At 55.7% G+C, this 19,017-nt stretch carries 31 protein-coding genes; 1 reads left to right on the forward strand and 30 read right to left on the reverse strand.

Translation table 11 applies throughout. From position 1 onward, the window contains the following. Positions 1 to 111: 111 nt before the first annotated feature. Positions 112 to 636 (reverse strand): single-stranded DNA-binding protein, encoded by a 525-nt coding sequence (gene ssb / locus CFB02_RS11785; RefSeq protein ID WP_008174919.1) that lies wholly within the window; start codon positions 634 to 636, stop codon positions 112 to 114. Between the two features lie 57 nt (positions 637 to 693). Then, entirely contained in the window at positions 694 to 2,064 is a 1,371-nt protein-coding gene (locus CFB02_RS11790; protein ID WP_088558157.1) for an MFS transporter, read from the reverse strand. A gap of 185 nt (positions 2,065 to 2,249) precedes the next feature. Here CFB02_RS11790 and uvrA point away from each other — a divergent pair, with 185 nt between their 5' ends. Next, positions 2,250 to 5,090, forward strand: a complete 2,841-nt coding sequence (gene uvrA / locus CFB02_RS11795) for an excinuclease ABC subunit UvrA (RefSeq protein WP_088558158.1) — start codon at positions 2,250 to 2,252, stop codon at positions 5,088 to 5,090. Between the two features lie 202 nt (positions 5,091 to 5,292). On the opposite strand, the gene rplQ is transcribed toward uvrA, so the two are convergent. The 28 genes from rplQ to rpsJ form a co-directional block, all read right to left on the reverse strand. After that, positions 5,293 to 5,691 carry a 50S ribosomal protein L17 gene (gene rplQ, locus CFB02_RS11800; protein WP_008174913.1) on the reverse strand — a complete coding sequence of 133 codons (399 nt, stop codon included), beginning with the start codon at positions 5,689 to 5,691 and terminating at the stop codon, positions 5,293 to 5,295. A gap of 33 nt (positions 5,692 to 5,724) precedes the next feature. After that, positions 5,725 to 6,729: a DNA-directed RNA polymerase subunit alpha gene (locus CFB02_RS11805; protein ID WP_008174911.1), complete on the reverse strand. Its 1,005-nt coding sequence runs from the start codon at positions 6,727 to 6,729 to the stop codon at positions 5,725 to 5,727. 35 nt (positions 6,730 to 6,764) lie between these two features. Next, entirely contained in the window at positions 6,765 to 7,385 is a 621-nt protein-coding gene (gene rpsD, locus CFB02_RS11810; protein ID WP_088558159.1) for a 30S ribosomal protein S4, read from the reverse strand. Positions 7,386 to 7,403: 18 nt separating this feature from the next. Then, a complete protein-coding gene (rpsK, locus tag CFB02_RS11815) occupies positions 7,404 to 7,793 on the reverse strand; it encodes a 30S ribosomal protein S11 (protein ID WP_007153992.1) in 390 nt (129 codons plus the stop codon). Between the two features lie 13 nt (positions 7,794 to 7,806). After that, the gene (rpsM, locus tag CFB02_RS11820) at positions 7,807 to 8,163 is read right to left on the reverse strand and encodes a 30S ribosomal protein S13 (protein ID WP_008174904.1); all 357 of its coding nucleotides are present in this window, start codon (positions 8,161 to 8,163) and stop codon (positions 7,807 to 7,809) included. A 140-nt stretch (positions 8,164 to 8,303) separates the two neighbouring features. Next, positions 8,304 to 8,417: a 50S ribosomal protein L36 gene (gene rpmJ, locus CFB02_RS11825; RefSeq protein ID WP_008174902.1), complete on the reverse strand. Its 114-nt coding sequence runs from the start codon at positions 8,415 to 8,417 to the stop codon at positions 8,304 to 8,306. Positions 8,418 to 8,447: 30 nt separating this feature from the next. Next, positions 8,448 to 9,770, reverse strand: coding sequence for a preprotein translocase subunit SecY (gene secY / locus CFB02_RS11830; protein ID WP_008174899.1), 1,323 nt, complete (start codon positions 9,768 to 9,770; stop codon positions 8,448 to 8,450). A gap of 17 nt (positions 9,771 to 9,787) precedes the next feature. Further along, positions 9,788 to 10,222 (reverse strand): 50S ribosomal protein L15, encoded by a 435-nt coding sequence (gene rplO, locus CFB02_RS11835; protein ID WP_088558160.1) that lies wholly within the window; start codon positions 10,220 to 10,222, stop codon positions 9,788 to 9,790. A 1-nt stretch (position 10,223) separates the two neighbouring features. Then, a complete protein-coding gene (rpmD, locus tag CFB02_RS11840; RefSeq protein ID WP_012139786.1) occupies positions 10,224 to 10,412 on the reverse strand; it encodes a 50S ribosomal protein L30 in 189 nt (62 codons plus the stop codon). Positions 10,413 to 10,416: 4 nt separating this feature from the next. Further along, positions 10,417 to 10,917 carry a 30S ribosomal protein S5 gene (gene rpsE / locus CFB02_RS11845; RefSeq protein WP_008174892.1) on the reverse strand — a complete coding sequence of 167 codons (501 nt, stop codon included), beginning with the start codon at positions 10,915 to 10,917 and terminating at the stop codon, positions 10,417 to 10,419. Positions 10,918 to 10,929: 12 nt separating this feature from the next. Beyond that, the gene (rplR, locus tag CFB02_RS11850) at positions 10,930 to 11,277 is read right to left on the reverse strand and encodes a 50S ribosomal protein L18 (protein WP_041341459.1); all 348 of its coding nucleotides are present in this window, start codon (positions 11,275 to 11,277) and stop codon (positions 10,930 to 10,932) included. A 9-nt stretch (positions 11,278 to 11,286) separates the two neighbouring features. Next, a complete protein-coding gene (rplF, locus tag CFB02_RS11855) occupies positions 11,287 to 11,820 on the reverse strand; it encodes a 50S ribosomal protein L6 (RefSeq protein ID WP_008174888.1) in 534 nt (177 codons plus the stop codon). Positions 11,821 to 11,829: 9 nt separating this feature from the next. After that, positions 11,830 to 12,222 (reverse strand): 30S ribosomal protein S8, encoded by a 393-nt coding sequence (gene rpsH / locus CFB02_RS11860; RefSeq protein ID WP_008174886.1) that lies wholly within the window; start codon positions 12,220 to 12,222, stop codon positions 11,830 to 11,832. 88 nt (positions 12,223 to 12,310) lie between these two features. Continuing rightward, positions 12,311 to 12,616 (reverse strand): 30S ribosomal protein S14, encoded by a 306-nt coding sequence (gene rpsN / locus CFB02_RS11865; RefSeq protein WP_008174884.1) that lies wholly within the window; start codon positions 12,614 to 12,616, stop codon positions 12,311 to 12,313. A 12-nt stretch (positions 12,617 to 12,628) separates the two neighbouring features. Beyond that, the gene (gene rplE, locus CFB02_RS11870) at positions 12,629 to 13,168 is read right to left on the reverse strand and encodes a 50S ribosomal protein L5 (RefSeq protein ID WP_088558161.1); all 540 of its coding nucleotides are present in this window, start codon (positions 13,166 to 13,168) and stop codon (positions 12,629 to 12,631) included. 15 nt (positions 13,169 to 13,183) lie between these two features. Next, complete coding sequence (gene rplX / locus CFB02_RS11875) at positions 13,184 to 13,504, reverse strand: 50S ribosomal protein L24 (protein ID WP_008174881.1); 321 nt, start codon at positions 13,502 to 13,504, stop codon at positions 13,184 to 13,186. Positions 13,505 to 13,521: 17 nt separating this feature from the next. Then, positions 13,522 to 13,890, reverse strand: coding sequence for a 50S ribosomal protein L14 (gene rplN / locus CFB02_RS11880; protein WP_007154005.1), 369 nt, complete (start codon positions 13,888 to 13,890; stop codon positions 13,522 to 13,524). A 15-nt stretch (positions 13,891 to 13,905) separates the two neighbouring features. Further along, entirely contained in the window at positions 13,906 to 14,172 is a 267-nt protein-coding gene (gene rpsQ / locus CFB02_RS11885; protein WP_008174879.1) for a 30S ribosomal protein S17, read from the reverse strand. 1 nt (position 14,173) lies between these two features. After that, positions 14,174 to 14,365: a 50S ribosomal protein L29 gene (gene rpmC / locus CFB02_RS11890; protein ID WP_008174877.1), complete on the reverse strand. Its 192-nt coding sequence runs from the start codon at positions 14,363 to 14,365 to the stop codon at positions 14,174 to 14,176. Then, a complete protein-coding gene (gene rplP / locus CFB02_RS11895; RefSeq protein ID WP_008174875.1) occupies positions 14,365 to 14,778 on the reverse strand; it encodes a 50S ribosomal protein L16 in 414 nt (137 codons plus the stop codon). Before rplP ends, rpmC begins: the two co-directional genes overlap by 1 nt. 12 nt (positions 14,779 to 14,790) lie before the next feature. Next, a complete protein-coding gene (rpsC, locus tag CFB02_RS11900; protein ID WP_008174872.1) occupies positions 14,791 to 15,474 on the reverse strand; it encodes a 30S ribosomal protein S3 in 684 nt (227 codons plus the stop codon). 11 nt (positions 15,475 to 15,485) lie between these two features. Continuing rightward, a complete protein-coding gene (gene rplV, locus CFB02_RS11905; protein WP_008174870.1) occupies positions 15,486 to 15,818 on the reverse strand; it encodes a 50S ribosomal protein L22 in 333 nt (110 codons plus the stop codon). Between the two features lie 16 nt (positions 15,819 to 15,834). Next, the gene (gene rpsS, locus CFB02_RS11910) at positions 15,835 to 16,110 is read right to left on the reverse strand and encodes a 30S ribosomal protein S19 (protein ID WP_007154011.1); all 276 of its coding nucleotides are present in this window, start codon (positions 16,108 to 16,110) and stop codon (positions 15,835 to 15,837) included. Positions 16,111 to 16,133: 23 nt separating this feature from the next. Continuing rightward, positions 16,134 to 16,961 (reverse strand): 50S ribosomal protein L2, encoded by an 828-nt coding sequence (gene rplB, locus CFB02_RS11915; RefSeq protein ID WP_069185080.1) that lies wholly within the window; start codon positions 16,959 to 16,961, stop codon positions 16,134 to 16,136. Positions 16,962 to 16,978: 17 nt separating this feature from the next. After that, positions 16,979 to 17,272 (reverse strand): 50S ribosomal protein L23, encoded by a 294-nt coding sequence (gene rplW / locus CFB02_RS11920; RefSeq protein ID WP_008174862.1) that lies wholly within the window; start codon positions 17,270 to 17,272, stop codon positions 16,979 to 16,981. Next, entirely contained in the window at positions 17,269 to 17,874 is a 606-nt protein-coding gene (rplD, locus tag CFB02_RS11925; RefSeq protein ID WP_008174860.1) for a 50S ribosomal protein L4, read from the reverse strand. The genes rplW and rplD overlap by 4 nt, the downstream gene beginning before the upstream one ends. Positions 17,875 to 17,885: 11 nt before the next feature. After that, the gene (gene rplC, locus CFB02_RS11930; protein ID WP_008174858.1) at positions 17,886 to 18,524 is read right to left on the reverse strand and encodes a 50S ribosomal protein L3; all 639 of its coding nucleotides are present in this window, start codon (positions 18,522 to 18,524) and stop codon (positions 17,886 to 17,888) included. 76 nt (positions 18,525 to 18,600) lie between these two features. Beyond that, the gene (gene rpsJ / locus CFB02_RS11935; RefSeq protein ID WP_077529290.1) at positions 18,601 to 18,912 is read right to left on the reverse strand and encodes a 30S ribosomal protein S10; all 312 of its coding nucleotides are present in this window, start codon (positions 18,910 to 18,912) and stop codon (positions 18,601 to 18,603) included. Positions 18,913 to 19,017 lie beyond the last annotated feature (105 nt).

Consider the following 19,017-nt stretch of genomic DNA (forward strand, 5'->3'; position numbering starts at 1 on the left):
TTTTTTGGCTGATTTCACACCGTTTTTGCAAGTCAGTAACAATAAAGCCCCCGCAATGCGGAGGCTTTAAAGAGTTCGAATGCTCAAATCCCGTTTGTCTTAATGGGAGTGTCAGAACGGAATGTCATCATCAAAATCGTCAACCGGTTCGGGCATACTGCCCTGCGAAGGCTGGTTACTGTAGCCACCGGATTGCGGTGGCGGATTGTTCTGCTGTCCAGCTGGCGCGTTGTAGCCGGACTGCTGAGGCCGTCCTGCCGGCGCGCCCTGGCTCATTCCGCCTTCGCCGCCACGGCTGTCCAGCATCTGCATCTGGCCATTGATATCCACCACAACCTCGGTGGTATAGACATCCTGCCCTTCCTTGTTTTGCCATTTGCGGGTCTGAAGCTTACCCTCAATATAAACCTTCGAGCCCTTACGCAGGTACTGTCCCGCAACTTCGGCGATCTTGCCGAACATGACAACCCGGTGCCATTCGGTTTTTGGCACCAGCTGACCGGTCTGACGATCCTTGTAGCTTTCGTCTGTTGCAAGGTTCAGGTTTACTACGGCATTACCGTTGGGGGTGTAGCGGGTATCCGGGTCCTGCCCCAGATTACCGATTAGGATTACCTTGTTTACGCCTCGTGCCATGTTCTGCTCCTGACTCTGTTTTCAGGGACGCCCGCGTTCCGTGCGAGCCTCCGGATTTCAAGAATGGTTAGCCTGCCGGACAAAGGAAAAGTCCGCAAGTAACGCTTCATCAAATTGCTGACGATCCACCTTAAGATAGGCGGTGGCAGCGTCTTCCACAATCACCACATCCCGAACACCCGGAAGGCGGCGGAGATTGTCATCGATGTCGTCGTACTGGTCGTTCATTACCTGCTGCAACTGTACCACGAAACTTGTGGTGTGGCCGGGCGCGGGCATGGTGAGCGCTATCATCAGCCAGAGGCCCAGCACCACCACCATGAACCAGAGCACGCCCTGCAGCCCGGCCACCTCCAGGAGGTAGCCGCCAAATGCGCCCCCCAGAAACGCGCCCATGAACTGGGAGGTGGAGTAGACCCCCATTGCCGTGCCTTTGCTCGCAGCCGGCGCCTCCTTGCTGATCAATGACGGCAGGCTGGCCTCAAGCAGGTTGAAGGCCATGAAGAAGAAAAACAGCACAGCCCATGCCGCAACAAGGCTGCTGGAAACACCGGTAAACCCGGCAGTAGCCAATGTCAGCAAGGCAATCGCCCCGCAAAGCACCGGTTTCATCCTGCGTTTTTTCTCGCCAATGATGATGAACGGGACCATGGCGAAGAAAGAGGTGACCATCACGCTCAGGTAAAACCACCAGTGTGAACTGCTGGCAAGGCCAAACTGCTCCTGAAGCATGGAGGGAAACACCAGAAACAAGGCGGTCAGAACCAGATGCAGTGCGAAGATACCGAAATCCAACCGGAGAAGACGACCGTCTGAAAGCACGCGCCCCAGCATCTCCCGGGCAGGATGCGTGTCGGGGCTGGTCTTGTGCTGATGGGGCGTCGGAACCACGCGGTTGACGATCACCAGCGCCACCACGGCCAGTGCTGCCGTGGCGTAGAAGATCCCGGACAGCCCCCACCAGGCTCCTAGAAGGGGCCCAAGAACCAGCGATACCGAAAACGACAGGCCGATGGTGATCCCTACCGTTGCCATGGCCTTGGTCCGCTCTTCCTCGCGAGTCAGGTCACTGAGCAGCGCCATCAGCACACTGGCGATCGCACCGGCGCCCTGAAGAATCCGACCGGCAATTACAACGTATATGGAGTCCGTGGCTCCGGCCAGCAAACTGCCTGCGGCGAAAAGTACCAGCCCGATATAGATCATGCGCTTTCGGCCAACCCGATCAGACAGCATGCCGAAAGGAATCTGCAACAGGGCCTGACTGAGCCCATATGCGCCTATAGCGAAACCCAGCAGTGCGGGCGTTGCATCCTTGAGATCTTCGCCCAGCAACATGAATACCGGCAGCACCATGAACAGTCCGAGCATGCGCATGGCGTAAACAGACGCCAAGGCGAATACGGAGCGTTTTTCCAGCGCATTCATGGCAATTACGTACCTCAGCCGGGGTTGAAAGCGGTCAGATTGAGGGCAGATACCCATCGCAGGCGGCGCATTGTAACAGAAGGGGCGCTGACGGGGGACAACCCGCTTGATGCTGGCCCCGGTATCATTTTCGCCGCAGCGGGCCCAACGCGGTATAATTTTCGTTTTTATCCGAGCGAGGTGTTATGGACCATATCCAGATCAAAGGGGCACGAACCCACAACCTGAAGAACATCGACCTGGATATGCCAAGGGACAAACTGATCGTGATTACCGGCCTCTCCGGTTCCGGTAAATCGTCCCTTGCGTTCGATACGCTCTATGCTGAAGGGCAACGACGTTATGTGGAGTCGCTGTCTACCTATGCCCGCCAGTTTCTCTCGATGATGGAGAAGCCGGATGTGGACCATATCGAAGGGCTGTCGCCAGCGATATCCATTGAGCAGAAGTCCACTTCCCACAACCCTCGCTCCACCGTTGGCACCATCACGGAAATCTACGATTACCTGCGCCTGCTCTTCGCCCGCGCCGGGGAGCCCCGGTGCCCCGACCACGGCCAACCCCTGGAAGCGCAGACCATCAGCCAGATGGTGGACCAGGTGGTGGCCATGCCAGAGGACAGCAAACTGATGATCCTGGCACCGGTAATCCGGGATCGGAAAGGCGAACATCTGCAGGTTATCGAAACCATGCGCAGCCAGGGCTTTATCCGCCTGCGCGTGGACGGCACGGTTTATGACATCGACGATGTGCCGGCCCTGGACAAGAAACGCAAGCATCAGATTGACGTGGTCGTCGATCGGTTCAAGGTCAAGCCAGGCCTGGAGCAACGGCTTGCCGAGAGTTTCGAAACCGCCCTGGACCTGGCGGACGGGATTGCCCTTGTGGCGCCCATGAGTGGTGAAGGCGAAGAACAGACCTTCTCGGCCCGTTATGCCTGCACCCAGTGCGGCTATGCCCTGAGCGAGCTCGAGCCGAAACTGTTTTCCTTTAACAACCCGGCCGGTGCCTGCCCTACCTGCGACGGACTGGGTGTTAAACAGTTCTTTGATCCCGAAAAAATTGTCCAGCACCCGGAAGCCACTTTGGCATCCGGCGCCATCAAGGGCTGGGATCGCCGGGCCGTCTATTATTTCCAGATGCTGGGCAGCGTGGCAGATTACTACGGCATCGATCTGGAAACGCCGTGGACGGATCTCCCCGAGGATTTTCGCAACGTGCTGCTGTTCGGCTCGGGCGATGAGGATATCCCGTTCCGCTATGTGAATTCCCGTGGCCATATCATGGAGAAGGCACATCCATTCGAGGGCATTCTGCCGAACCTCGAACGGCGCTACCGCGAGACCGATTCACAGAGCATGCGGGAGGAGCTCGCCCGCAATCTGAGTACCCAGCCGTGCAAAGAATGCGGCGGCTCACGACTGCGCCGTAGCGCCCGCCATGTTTTTATTGAAGAACACAATATTTCTGACGTAACCCACCTGCCGGTTGGCGAGGCCCATGATTACTTCGAAACCCTGGCTCTGCCGGGTCGTAAAGGCGAAATTGCCGAGAAAATCCTGAAGGAAGTGCGCCAGAGGCTTCAATTCCTGGTAAACGTGGGACTTGAATACCTCACCCTGGAGCGCAGCGCCGACACCCTATCCGGCGGCGAGGCTCAGCGCATTCGCCTGGCAAGCCAGATCGGCGCCGGGCTGGTGGGCGTTATGTACATCCTGGACGAGCCCTCCATCGGACTTCACCAGCGGGATAACGACCGGCTGCTGGCCACACTCACCCACCTGCGGGATCTGGGCAACACCGTGATTGTTGTCGAGCACGACGAGGATGCTATCCGGGCCGCGGATCATGTGATCGATATCGGGCCGGGCGCCGGCGTCCATGGCGGCCACATTATTGGCCAGGGCACACCGCAACAGATCATCGACAATCCCGATTCACTTACCGGGCAATACCTCAACGGCACCCGGGAAATAGCCATACCCCAACAGCGCAACAAGGGCAGCGGGAAGTCGGTAACACTGGCCGGCGCCACTGGCAACAACCTGAAAGACGTAACCTTGAACCTCCCTCTGGGAATCATGACTTGTATCACCGGCGTGTCCGGCTCCGGTAAGTCAACCCTGATCAACCGCACCCTTTATCCGATAGCGGCCGCCAAACTCAATAAGGCCACCAGCCTCAACCATGCCCCCTACCAGTCCCTCAAAGGACTAGACCACCTGGACAAGGTCATCGACATTGACCAGAGCCCCATCGGCCGAACCCCGCGCTCGAATCCGGCCACCTACACCGGCCTGTTCACTCCAATCCGTGAACTCTTTGCCGGAACACAGGAGGCACGTTCCCGGGGTTACAAACCTGGCCGATTCTCTTTCAACGTCAAAGGTGGACGATGCGAGGCCTGCCAGGGCGACGGCGTAATCAAGGTAGAGATGCATTTCCTGCCGGATGTCTACGTGCCCTGCGACGTCTGCAAGGGCAAGCGATACAACCGGGAAACCCTGGAAGTCCGCTACAAGGGCAAGAACATCAACGAAGTACTGGAAATGACCGTTGAGGAAGGGCGCGAGTTCTTCGATGCCGTGCCTTTCCTGGCCCGCAAACTACAGACCCTGATGGATGTGGGCCTCTCCTATATCCGTCTGGGGCAAAGCGCAGTAACACTCTCGGGCGGCGAAGCCCAGCGGGTAAAGCTCGCCAAAGAATTGTCGAAACGGGATACCGGCAAAACCCTCTACATTCTAGACGAGCCCACAACCGGCCTGCACTTCTACGACATCCAGCAACTGCTAAATGTACTGGAGCGCCTACGTGACCACGGCAACACCATCGTGGTGATCGAGCACAACCTGGACGTGATCAAGACCGCCGACTGGATTGTCGACCTGGGCCCCGAAGGCGGCTCTGGCGGCGGCCAGATCATTGCCGAGGGAACGCCGGAGGAGGTCGCCGAGAGCCCCGCTTCTCACACAGGCCGCTATCTGAAGCCAATGTTGGCGAAGTCATTGGCGGGCAAGGAATAGCTCTGTCGGCGAGGGGGTGGAGGTTTATTTTCTGCCGGAAAAAGATGTCTGAGCGCAGCGAGTTATTTTTCCAAAGAAAATAAACCTCCACCCCCTTGCCAGCCCCCATACTTCCAGGCTACGAGTTATCTACAAACGAGGCACAAAAAAACCGGGAACCTCGCGGAACCCGGTTTTTTTTGGTTGACCAAAGCCGAAGAAATTAATCCTCGTCTTCGTCCACCTCTTCCGCTTCGATATCCAGCGGGCGACCAACCAACTCGACAAATGCCATCGGGGCATTGTCGCCGGCACGGAAGCCACACTTCAGGATACGAAGGTATCCACCCGGACGCTCGTTGTAGCGGGGACCAAGCTCGTCAAACAGCTTGGCAACCGCTGCATCGTCACGCAGGCGTGAGAACGCCAGACGACGATTCGCGACCGAATCATTCTTGGAAAGCGTGATCAAAGGCTCAGCTACCCGACGAAGCTCTTTGGCTTTCGGCAGCGTTGTTTTGATCAGCTCGTGTTCAACCAGTGACGCAGTCATGTTACGGAACATGGCCTTGCGATGCGCACTGGTCCTGCTGAACTTACGACCACTCTTACGATGACGCATTGCTCTGATTCCTTACCTTAAACTAATCGGCGATTAACCGCCCAGAACCCGGTCGTCGCCACGAAGGCTAGCCGGCGGCCAGTTATCAAGACGCATGCCCAGTGACAGACCACGGGACGCCAGAACGTCCTTGATCTCGGTCAGCGACTTTTTACCAAGGTTAGGCGTCTTCAACAGCTCAACTTCTGTGCGCTGGATAAGATCGCCGATGTAGTAAATGTTCTCAGCCTTCAAGCAGTTAGCTGAACGCACTGTCAATTCCAGATCATCTACCGGACGCAGCAGGATCGGATCAATTTCTTCCTCTTCCTCAACGCGCTCGGGCTCTTTCTCATGATCGAAATCGACAAACACCGCCAGTTGCTGCTGGAGGATGGTGGCCGCCCGGCGAATTGCTTCTTCCGGGTCGATGGTGCCATTGGTCTCCAGGTCGATAACCAGCTTGTCCAGATCGGTCCGCTGCTCTACCCGTGCACTTTCCACGGCGTAGGCCACACGACGAACCGGGCTGAATGTTGCATCCAGCTGCAGGCGTCCGATGGCGCGAGTTTCGTCCTCGTCAAGACCGCGCTGGTCCGCCGGCTCATAGCCGCGACCGCGTGCAACACGGAGACGCATGTTCACTTCACCATTCTCGCTAAGGTGACAGATCACGTGCTCCGGGTTAGCAATCTCAACGTCATGATCCAGCTTGATATCACCGGCTGTCACAACGCCCGGGCCTTTCTTGCTGAGCGTAAGCTCGGCATCGTCCCGACCGTTCATTTTTACGGCAACGCCCTTAAGATTCAGGAGAATCTCAATGACGTCTTCCTGGACACCCTCAATGGCGCTGTACTCGTGCAGGACACCGTCAATCTGCGCTTCAGTCACAGCGCAGCCTGGCATCGAAGACAAGAGAATCCGGCGCAGTGCACTGCCCAGGGTATGGCCAAAGCCCCTTTCCAGAGGCTCAAGCGTAACCTTGGCACGTGTGGCGCTTGATTCCTTCACGTCAATGGTACGAGGTGTCAATAACTCATGTACTGAACGCTGCATAGACGCCCCTATCTGCTATCGTTGCTAACTGGGCTTTACTTAGAGTAAAGCTCGACGATGAGGTTCTCGTTGATGTCGGCCGGCAGTTCAGTACGCTCGGGTACTGACTTGTAAACGCCGGACATCTTGCTGGCGTCGACCTCTACCCAGCTCACCGGTGCACGGCTTGCAGACAGATCCAGCGCGCCCTTGACACGCAGCTGGTTCTTCGCCTTTTCACGCACGCTCACGACATCACCCGGACGGACCTGATAGGACGGAATGTTAACCGGCTTATCATTCACCAGGATCGCCTTGTGAGAGACGAGCTGACGGGATTCTGCACGGGTAGAACCAAAGCCCATGCGGTATACAACGTTATCGAGACGACCTTCCAGCAGCTGCAACAGGTTTTCACCAGTTGCACCTTTGCCTCGGGCAGCCTCTTTGTAATAGTTGCGGAACTGCTTCTCGAGAACGCCGTAGATACGACGAACTTTCTGTTTCTCACGAAGCTGTACGCCGTACTCGGACAGACGACCGCGACGCGCGCCGTGCATACCCGGCGGAGTCTCGATGTTGCACTTGGAATCGAGCGCGCGAACACCGCTCTTCAGAAAAAGATCTGTCCCTTCACGACGAGACAGCTTGCACTTCGGGCCTATATAACGAGCCATAATTCACTGTCTCCTGTGTTAGACGCGGCGCTTCTTGGGCGGACGACAGCCGTTGTGGGGAATCGGCGTCACATCTGTGATGTTGGTGATCTTGTAGCCACACGCATTCAGCGCGCGAACTGCAGATTCACGTCCGGGCCCAGGACCCTTAACCTCTACGTCCAGGTTTTTAAGGCCGTATTCAGCAGCCGCATTACCGGCTCTTTCAGCTGCTACCTGCGCAGCAAAAGGTGTACTCTTGCGTGACCCACGGAAACCGGAACCACCAGAAGTGGCCCAGGACAGGACGTTGCCCTGACGGTCAGAAATGGTCACGATAGTGTTGTTGAAGGACGCGTGAATGTGCGCGACGCCATCAACAACCGTCTTTTTCACCTTTTTACGGGTACGTGTACCTGGCTTTGCCATGTTTGCCTACCTGTTACTTACGAATAGGTTTGCGTGGACCTTTACGGGTGCGTGCGTTGGTCTTGGTGCGCTGGCCACGGACCGGAAGGCCATGACGATGACGCAGACCACGGTGACATCCGAGATCCTTCAAACGCTTGATGTTCATCTGTACTTCACGACGCAGATCGCCTTCGACAGACACCTTGCCCACTTCAGTACGAAGTGCTTCAAGCTGCTCGTCGCTCAGGTCTTTGACCTTAAGGTCCGGCTTGACACCGGTTGCGTCGCAAAGCTTCTGGGCTGTGGTCTTGCCAACACCAAAGATGTAGGTCAGCGAGACAACAGCATGTTTGTGATCGGGTATATTGACACCGGCTATACGTGCCATCCAAATTACTCCGCGTTCAAAGCTTTGCTGTGTGAATTTTCCGCCACAAAAAGGGCGCGAAATAATAGCGCCTGACCCCGCACGGAGTCAAGCGCCATCATTCCGAAACCCTACAATGTCAGGAACGATTCCTCTCGGAATCAACCCTGGCGTTGCTTGTGACGAGGCTCCGAGCAAATGACTCGTACCGAGCCATTGCGACGAATTACTTTGCAGTTACGGCAAATTTTCTTTACCGAAGCGCGTACTTTCATTGTCGACTCCAGTTTTCAAGGGGAACGGGATTAACCGTTCCGACCATAGCCCTTGAGATTGGACTTCTTCATCAGTGATTCATACTGATGGGACATCAGGTGCGACTGAACCTGAGCCATGAAATCCATCACCACGACTACAACAATCAGCAGAGACGTACCACCCAGATAGAACGGTACATTCCCCGCCACCATCAGGAACTGAGGGAACAGGGAGACTGCTGCAATGTACATTGCACCGAACAGCGTCAGACGGGTCAGAACACCATCGATATACTTGGCAGTCTGATCACCAGGACGAATGCCCGGAATAAACGCTCCAGAGCGCTTGAGGTTATCCGCAACTTCTTTCGGGTTGTACATCAGGGCTGTATAGAAGAAGCAGAAGAAGACCACTGCTGCCGCAAACAGGATAATGTACAACGGCTGGCTCGGCGCCAGGGCCTGGGATACATCGCTCAGCCATTCCATACCCTCACCCTGACCAAACCACTGCCCCAGCGATGCCGGGAAGAGCAGAATGGAAGACGCAAAGATGGGCGGAATAACACCGGCCATATTTACCTTCAGGGGAAGGTGACTGGACTGCTGGGCGAACACCCGGCGACCCTGTTGCCGCTTGGCGTAATTGATTGTCAGCCTGCGCTGCCCGCGCTCCATGAAGACCACGAAGCCGATAACAGCAACCGCAAGAACACCAATACCGAGCACGACCAGCAGGCTCATCTCACCATTTCGGGCCTGCTCGAGCGTCTGACCGATCGCACCGGGAAGCCCGGCGACAATACCGGCGAAGATCAGCAGCGAAATGCCGTTACCGACACCCCGCTCGGTGATCTGCTCGCCAAGCCACATCATAAACACGGCACCACTCACGAATGACACAACCGCTACAAAGTGGAAGCTGAAGCTGTCATTGAAGGTGACACCCTGAGATGCCAGACCGACAGAAATACCAAAACCCTGAACCAGGGCCAGGATAACCGTACCATACCGTGTGTACTGGCTGATCTTTCGACGGCCAGCCTCACCTTCTTTCTTCAGCTGCTCAAGCTGCGGACTAACCGCAGTCATGAGCTGCATGATGATAGAGGCCGAAATGTACGGCATGATACCGAGAGCGAAGATACTCATGCGCTCAAGCGCACCACCGGAAAACATGTTGAACATGCTCAGGATTGTGCCCTGGTTCTGTTCAAACAGTGCCGCCAGACGGTCGGGGTTGATACCCGGCACCGGAATGTGGGCACCAATCCGGTACACCAGCAATGCCAGGAAGACAAACCAGAGCCGCGATCGCAGCTCTGCCAGTCCTTTACCCGCGCCCGCAGGCAATGATGCGTTCTTGGCCATTTAGTCCTCGACTCGCCTTAGTCTTCGACTTTACCACCCGCGGCAGAAATTGCCTCGCGCGCGCCTTTGGTTACCCGAAGTCCCTTCACAGTTACCGCACGGCTCAGTTCGCCGGACAAGATAACCTTGGCTTCGCGAATCTCCCCGCGAATAATGTCCGCCTTTTTCAGGGCTTCCAGATCCACCACATCGCCTTCAACCTTCGCCAACTCGTTCAGGCGAATTTCAGCAACGTAGCGCTGCTGACGGGAAGTGAAGCCAAACTTCGGCAGACGACGGGCCAACGGCTGCTGACCACCCTCGAAACCGGGCGCTACACTGCCGCCAGAGCGGGCTTTCAGACCCTTGTGACCACGACCGCCGGTTTTACCGAGACCGCTACCGATACCACGACCGACCCGCTTGGGGGCCTGGCGTGAACCGGGTTCCGGACTAAGTTCGTTCAGACGCATCTTAGTTCTCCTCAACCCGAACCAGGTAATCTACCCGGTTGATCATGCCGCGGATGGAAGGGGTATCTTCCACTTCCACGGTGTGACCGATTTTACGAAGACCCAGGCCCTTCACACACAACTTGTGCTTGGGCTGGCAGCCGATGGGGCTGCGGGTCAGAGTTACTTTGATCGTTTTTGCGTTCGCCATGACTTCAACCCAGAATCTCTTCCACGGTCTTACCGCGCTTGGCTGCAATATCTTCAGGCGCTTGAGTTGCCTGGAGACCCTTGATGGTGGAACGTACAACGTTCACCGGGTTGGTAGACCCGTAACACTTGGACAGTACGTTCTGAACACCCGCCACTTCCAGTACTGCGCGCATCGCACCGCCGGCGATGATACCAGTACCTTCGGACGCAGGCTGCATGTAGACCTTGGAGCCGCCATGCTGAGCCTTGACCGGGTATTGCAGGGTAGTACCGTCAAGCGGAACTTCTACCATGTTCTTGCGTGCAGCTTCCATGGCCTTCTGGATGGCAACCGGCACTTCACGCGCCTTGCCCCGACCGAAACCAACGCGACCTTTACCATCACCCACTACAGTCAGTGCGGTGAAGGCGAAAATACGGCCACCTTTAACAACCTTGGCGACACGATTGACCTGAACCAGCTTTTCCTGGAGCTCAGGCGCCTTCTGTTCGTTAACGCTCATCTTCTCCACCTCTTAGAATTGCAAGCCAGCTTCACGGGCTGCGTCGGCCAGAGCCTGAATACGGCCGTGATAACGGTAACCGGAGCGGTCAAAAGCAACCTGCTCAACACCTGCTGCCTTGGCACGCTCAGCGATCAGCTGACCGACCTTTTTGGCAGCGTCCACGTTACCGGTTGCACCCTGGCGCAGTTCCTTATCCAACGTGGAGGCAGAAGCCAGCACCTTGCTGCCGTCTGCAGTTGTGACCTGGGCATACATGTGACGCGGTGTGCGGTGAACGCACAGACGATTGGTACCCAGTTCACGGATCTTCATGCGCACTTTGCGTGCGCGACGCAATCTTTCGTTATTCGCGCTCATAGTCCCGCCTTATTTCTTCTTGGCTTCTTTGCGTCTGACCTGCTCATCCGCATAACGAACACCCTTACCCTTATAAGGCTCGGGCGGACGGAACGCGCGGACTTCCGCAGCGACCTGGCCAACCTGTTGCTTGTCGATACCGCGAATCACAACTTCCGTATTGGACGGAGTTTCTGCGGTAATCCCCTCGGGCAGCTCATACTCAACCGGGTGTGAGAAACCCAGAGTCAGATTGAGCTTCTTACCTTGCGCCTGGGCACGGTAACCTACGCCCGTCAGCTGGAGCTTACGTTCCCAGCCTGTGGAAACACCGGTCACCATGTTGTTGACCAGTGCACGAGTAGTACCAGCAAGAGCGCGGGACTTGGTAGCACCATCGCGGGCAGCAAAGCGCAGAACATTCTCTTCCTGCTTTACTTCAACCGCTTGGTGAATGGTGATTTGAAGCGCTCCCTTGGAACCCTTCACACTAATTTCCTGTCCGTTCAGCTTAACCTCAACACCGGAAGGCAGCACGACAGGATTATTGGCAACCCTGGACATGTGTATCTCCTAGAATACGGTGCAGATGACTTCGCCACCCACGCCAGCAGCTCGTGCGGCGCGGTCTGTCATAACGCCCTTGGACGTTGAGACAATCGCGACTCCCAGACCACCGGATACTTTCGGCAGTTCCCCAGCGCCGTTGTACTGGCGCAGACTCGGACGGCTGACCCGCTTGATCTCTTCAATAACCGGCTTGCCACCGAAGTATTTCAGAGTAATCGTCAGCTCGGGCTTCGCGTCGGCTGAAACGGAGAAATCGTCGACGTAACCTTCGTCCTTAAGGACCTGAGCTACGGAGATCTTCATTTTTGAAGACGGCATCGTAACGTCTGCTTTCGATGCCATCTGTGCATTACGGATACGGGTAAACATATCCGCAAGCGTGTCTTGCATACTCATTGGTATGAGGCTCCTGATCTTTTTAGTTGTGCAGCGGCTTGCCGCACCGCTTACCAACAGGCACCCGACCGAGGTCAGGGTGCCTATCTTACCAGCTTGCCTTGGTCAGGCCCGGAACGTCACCGCGCATGCCGTATTCACGGAGTTTGATCCGTGACAGCTCAAACTTGCGCAGAACGCCGTGGGGACGACCAGTCACCTGGCAACGATTACGAAGACGCGAAGGAGAAGCATCGCGAGGAAGCTGCTGAAGCTTCATCTGTGCGTCCCAACGGTCATCATCGCTGGTATTCGGGTTCTTGATAATCGCCTTGAGCTCGGCACGCTTCGCTGCAAACTTCGCAACGGTCTTCTCGCGCTTGAGCTCACGGTTTTTCATGGAAACCTTAGCCATTACACTCGTTCCTTATTTCTTGAACGGAAAGCCAAAGGCTTTCAACAGTTCGCGACCTTCATCGTCGGTACCGGCAGTGGTGGTAATGGTGATATCCAGACCACGGATCTTGTCGACTCTGTCGTACTCGATCTCAGGGAAAATGATCTGCTCACGCACACCCATGCTGTAGTTACCGCGACCGTCGAACGATTTGGGATTCAGACCGCGGAAGTCACGAATGCGGGGAACCGCAATGTGAACCAGACGATCAAAGAAGTCCCACATGCGCTCGCCGCGCAGGGTAACTTTACAACCGATAGGCCAACCTTCACGGATTTTGAAACCCGCGACGGATTTACGAGCCTTGGTAACAACCGCTTTCTGACCTGCCAGGCGCTCGAGATCCGCCACAGCATTCTCAATCAGCTTCTTGTCACCAACCGCTTCGCCGACACCCATGTTAAGGGTGATCTTTTCGATACGCGGCACCTGCATGATGTTCTTGTAGCTGAACTCTTTCTGCAGGGCGGGTACCACTTCCTTACTGTACTGCTCTTTCATGTTAAGCATCGTAACCACCACCGCTTACTGGTTATCGACAGCTTCATTCGTGGACTTGAAGATCCGCACTTTCGCGCCGTCTTCCTTGATCTGGAAGCCTACACGATCGGCTTTGCCGGTCTGCGGATTAAAAATAGCCACGTTGGAAGCCTGGATAGGTGCTTCTTTTTCGACGATGCCACCTGGGGAGCCCAGCATCGGGTTCGGCTTAGTGTGCTTCTTGATCATATTGATCCCAGAAACCACCATGCGGCCATCGTCCTGAACCTTCAGGACTTTACCACGTTTGCCCTTATCTTTCCCCGTGGTGACGATTACTTCGTCATCTCGTTTGATCTTTTTCATAACCGGCCTCTGGTCCTTTAAAGTACTTCGGGTGCCAGTGAGATAATTTTCATGAACTTCTCATTACGCAGTTCACGGGTAACCGGTCCGAAGATACGGGTACCAATAGGAGCGTCCTGATTGTTCAGAAGTACTGCCGCGTTTCCGTCGAAACGGATCAGCGAACCGTCGGGACGACGAACACCCTTGCGAGTGCGCACCACGACAGCTTTCAGGACCTGGCCTTTCTTCACCTTACCGCGGGGGATGGCTTCCTTGACGGTCACCTTGATGATATCCCCTACGCTGGCATAACGCCGATGTGAACCGCCCAGGACCTTGATGCACATCACCTGACGCGCACCGCTGTTATCCGCGACTTCAAGCATTGTTTGAGTCTGAATCATGGTTGTTCTCCGGCGTTACACCTTGGATGCACGTTCGGTAACTTCCACCAGGGCCCAACTCTTGGTCTTGGAGACCGGACGGGTTTCCTGAATGGTCACAGTGTCACCGATGTTGCACTGATTGCTCTCATCGTGAGCGTGGATCTTGGTTGAACGCTTCATGTACTTACCGTACAGCGGGTGTTTCACCTGACGCTCGACCAGCACCACGATGGACTTCTCCATCTTGTTGCTCACGACCTTGCCGCTCAGAGTTCTGGCAGTTTGGGTAGCTTCGGTCATGTCACTGTCCTGCCTTTTCGTTCAATACTGTTTTCACGCGAGCGATGTCGCGCTTCACCTTGCCGAGAAGGTGAGACTGATTCAGCTGACCTGTCGCCTTGCGCATGCGCAGGTTGAACTGCTCCTTCAGGAGGTCGATCAGCTCTTTGTTCAGCTCCTCGACTGACTTTTCACGCAGCTCTGTTGCTTTCATCACATCACCGTCCTCGTTACAAAGGTGGTCTGTACCGGCAGTTTGGCCGCCGCGAGAGTGAATGCGTCACGAGCGATTTCCTCGGAAACACCTTCCATCTCGTAGAGCATGCGGCCAGGCTGGATTTCAGCCACCCAATACTCGACAGAACCCTTACCTTTACCCATTCGAACTTCAAGCGGCTTACCGGTGATCGGCTTGTCCGGGAACACCCGAATCCAGATCTTACCGCCCCGCTTGATGCGACGAGTCATGGTACGACGCGCTGCCTCAATCTGGCGCGCAGTTATACGCCCACGGCTCGTAGCCTTCAATCCGTATTCACCGAAGCTCACCTTGTTGGCGCGGTGAGCAAGACCGGTGTTACGGCCTTTCATTACCTTGCGGAATTTGGTGCGTTTTGGTTGCAGCATAAGAGTGCCCCTTTACTTAGAACCTTTCTTCCCAGAGGCTTTCTTGTCAGCACGGACCTGCTCCATACCACCAAGAATCTCACCTTTGAAGATCCATACCTTGACGCCGATTACGCCGTAAGTGGTATGCGCTTCGTAGGTTGCGTAATCAATATCTGCACGCAGTGTGTGCAGCGGAACACGACCTTCGCGATACCACTCGGAACGCGCGATTTCAGCACCCCCGAGACGACCGCCAACCTGGATCTTGATACCCTTGGCACCCTGGCGCATGGCGTTCTGGACCGCACGCTTCATAGCGCGACGGAACATCACACGACGCTCCAGCTGGCCGGCAACGTTTTGCGCTACCAGGCGGGCATCGAGGTCCGGCTTGCGGACTTCTTCGATGTTGATGTGCACAGGCACACCCATCATGTCGCTGACTTCGCGACGCAGACGATCAACATCTTCACCCTTCTTACCGATAACAATACCGGGACGGGCAGTATGGATCGTGATACGGGCGTTCTGAGCAGGGCGCTCGATCACAATCTTGCTGACAGACGCCTTAACCAGACGCTTGTCGAGGAACTCGCGAACCTGAATATCATTAAGCAGGTTCTTGGAGTATTCCTTTTTGTCGGCATACCAGACTGAGTTGTGCTCTTTGATCACACCCAGGCGAATGCCGGTTGGATTTACTTTATGACCCATCTGAGCATCTCCTACTTGTCGGCGACCTTGACGGTGATATGGCAGGTGCGCTTGAAAATACGGTCAGCGCGCCCCTTGGCTCGAGCTTTGATTCGCTTGAGCGTCGGACCCTCATCCACCATCACGGTGGAAACCCGCAGTTCGTCAACGTCCAGACCTTCGTTGTGCTCAGCGTTGGCGATGGCGGACTCAAGAGCTTTCTTGATCACGACCGCCGCCTTCTTCGGGCTGAAAGTCAGAATGTTCAGGGCATCCTCAACAGCCTTGCCACGTACTTGGTCAGCGACAAGACGTGCTTTCTGAGCTGAGAGGTTAGCGCCCTTATACTTGGCTGCTACTTCCATTTTGATTACCTCAGAATCAGCGTTTAGCTTTCTTGTCGGCCGCATGACCACGATAAGTACGCGTTGCCGCGAACTCACCCAGCTTATGTCCAACCATATCTTCGGTGACATAAACCGGCACGTGCTGCTTGCCGTTGTGGACTGCAATGGTCAGGCCTACCATCTCCGGAAAGACTGTCGACCGGCGGGACCAGGTTTTGATCGGCCGCTTGTCGTTAGCTTCCAGAGCTGCCTCGACCTTCTTCAACAGATGCAGGTCTATAAAAGGACCTTTCTTCAAAGAACGTGGCACAGCAATTACCTCTATGTAGTCGTTTACTTGGCCGAACGACGACGTACTATCATCTTGTCAGTACGCTTGTTCTTACGAGTCTTATGCCCTTTGGTCGGAACACCCCACGGAGTAACCGGGTGACGCCCGCCAGAGGTACGCCCTTCACCACCACCATGTGGGTGGTCAACTGGGTTCATAGCAACACCACGTACTGTTGGCCGTTTGCCGCGCCAACGTGATGCACCCGCTTTACCAAGCTGCTTGAGGCTGTGTTCGCTGTTGGACACTTCACCCAACGTTGCGCGACAGTCAACAAGCACCTTACGCATTTCACCTGAGCGCAGGCGGATGGTGGCATATGCACCTTCCCGGGCAACCAGCTGTACGGATGCGCCCGCAGAGCGAGCCAGCTGTGCACCTTTGCCAGGCTTGAGTTCGACGCAGTGGATCACAGAACCGACCGGAATATTCCGGAGCGGAAGCGTGCTACCCACTTTGATTGGCGCGTCGATACCGGAGCGCACAGGGTCACCAATCTGCATACCTTTGGGAGCGATAATGTAACGACGCTCGCCATCGGCATACTTCAGCAGTGCGATGTGCGCAGAGCGGTTCGGATCGTACTCCAGGCGCTCAATGACCGCCGGGATACCATCTTTGGTCCGCTTGAAATCGATGACACGGTAGTGCTTCTTGTGGCCACCACCCGTGTGACGGGTTGTGATGCGGCCTACATTGTTACGACCACCCGTCTTGTTCTTTCTTTCTACCAACGGCTCGTAGGGGCGCCCAGTGTGCAGATCCGGGTTGTAAAGCTTTACAACGTGACGGCGTCCGGCAGATGTTGGTTTGGTTTTGACGATCGGCATATTACGACCCCTTTACCTTATTCCACATCCAGAAAATCGATGTCCTGACCTTCTGCCAGCTTTACGTAAGCCTTACGAATGTCATTACGCTTGCCGAACCCGCGGATAGTGCGCTTGAGCTTACCCTTACGGTTCAGAACCTGAACACCTTCTACGGTGACGTTGAACAGCTGCTCAACGGCTTTTTTGATCTCGGGCTTGGTGGCATCAGGTGCTACACGAAACACTACCTGGCCACGCTCTGCTGCCAGAGACGCTTTTTCCGATACGTGCGGCCCCAGCAGGACCTTGTAAATACGTTCCTGATTCATCCCAGCATCTCCTCGATCTTCTTCAGAGCGGGAACGGTCACAACGACCTTCTCGAAGGCAACCAGGCTAACCGGATCCAGACCGGCAATATCACGCACGTCAACGTGCGGAATGTTGCGCGAGGCCAGATGCAGGTTCTGCTCGACGTTGTCGGACAGAATCAGCGCATTGGTCACACCGATATCCTTCAGCTTGGCGTTGAATGCCTTGGTCTTCGGGCTGTCAACGTTCATGTCGTCAACAACAACCAGACGCTCTTGGCGAACCAGCTCGGAAAAAATGGAGCGCATCGCTGCGCGGTACATTTTGCGGTTTACCTTCTGCTCGAAGCCACGAGGCTTGGCTGCAAAGGTAACGCCACCGGAGCGCCAGATCGGACTACGGATAGTACCGGCACGGGCACGACCGGTGCCCTTCTGACGCCATGGCTTCTTACCGCCACCGCTTACTTCGGAACGCGTCTTCTGAGCCTTGGTACCCTGGCGGGCGCCTGCCATGTAGGCAGTCACTACCTGGTGAACCAGCGACTCGTTAAAATCTTTGGCGAATGCAGCGTCGGAAACAGAAATTCCCTTGCCGCTACCTGTAATAGTCAATTCCATCGCACCGCTCCTCAGGCTTTAACTGCAGGCTTGATGACAACATCGCCGCCAGTTGCGCCGGGAACGGCACCACTTACCAGCAGCAGGTTGCGCTCGGCGTCGACACGGACGATTTTCAGGTTCTGCACAGTCACCTGAGCATTACCCATCTGGCCCGCCATCTTTTTGCCCTTGAATACCTTGCCCGGAGTCTGGTTCTGACCAATGGAACCCGGAGCACGGTGAGACAGAGAGTTACCGTGAGTGGCATCCTGCATGGAGAAGTTCCAGCGCTTAACACCGCCCTGGAAGCCCTTACCCTTGGACTGACCGATGGCATCTACCACCTGACCGTCTTCGAATACAGAAGCCGTAATCTCGCCACCGGCGGCCAGGTCTTCACCTTCGCCATCAGCAAGACGGAATTCCCACATACCACGACCGGCTTCAACACCTGCCTTGGCAAAGTGGCCCGCCTCGCTCTTGGTAACACGAGAGGAACGACGAGTACCGACAGTCACCTGAACGGCACGGTAGCCATCGCTTTCAAGAGTTTTCAGTTGGGTAATGCGGTTGGGCTCAACCTCAATTACCGTTACGGGCAGCGCCTGCCCATCTTCCGTAAAAATACGGGTCATACCGGCCTTACGACCGACAACACCAATTGCCATGTTTCACCTCTTAAGTGTACGGGGCTCTCACCCTCTATGGCCTTATGACAGTTACACAGACTAATACCGGGCGGTATTAGCCGAGGCTGATCTGAACGTCTACACCTGCTGCCAGGTCCAGTTTCATCAGAGCATCTACTGTCTTTTCCGTCGGCTCAACGATGTCGAGCAAACGCTTATGCGTACGAATTTCATACTGATCGCGCGCGTCCTTGTTGACGTGCGGAGAGATCAATATCGTGTACTTTTCCTTCCGCGTCGGCAGAGGGATAGGGCCACGCACCTGAGCGCCGGTCCGCTTGGCGGTATCGACGATCTCCTGCGTGGACTGGTCGATCAGGCGATAATCAAACGCCTTCAACCGGATTCGAATTTTTTGGCTTTGCATGATGCACCAAACTCCACTCGTAGCAGCTACTAGTTAGCCGACCTTCAAAAAAAGGAGCCGCATTGTATGCATAATACCCAACCCTGTCAACAGCAATACTGGTTG

The organism is Marinobacter sp. es.042, assembly GCF_900188315.1.
Lineage (GTDB): Bacteria > Pseudomonadota > Gammaproteobacteria > Pseudomonadales > Oleiphilaceae > Marinobacter.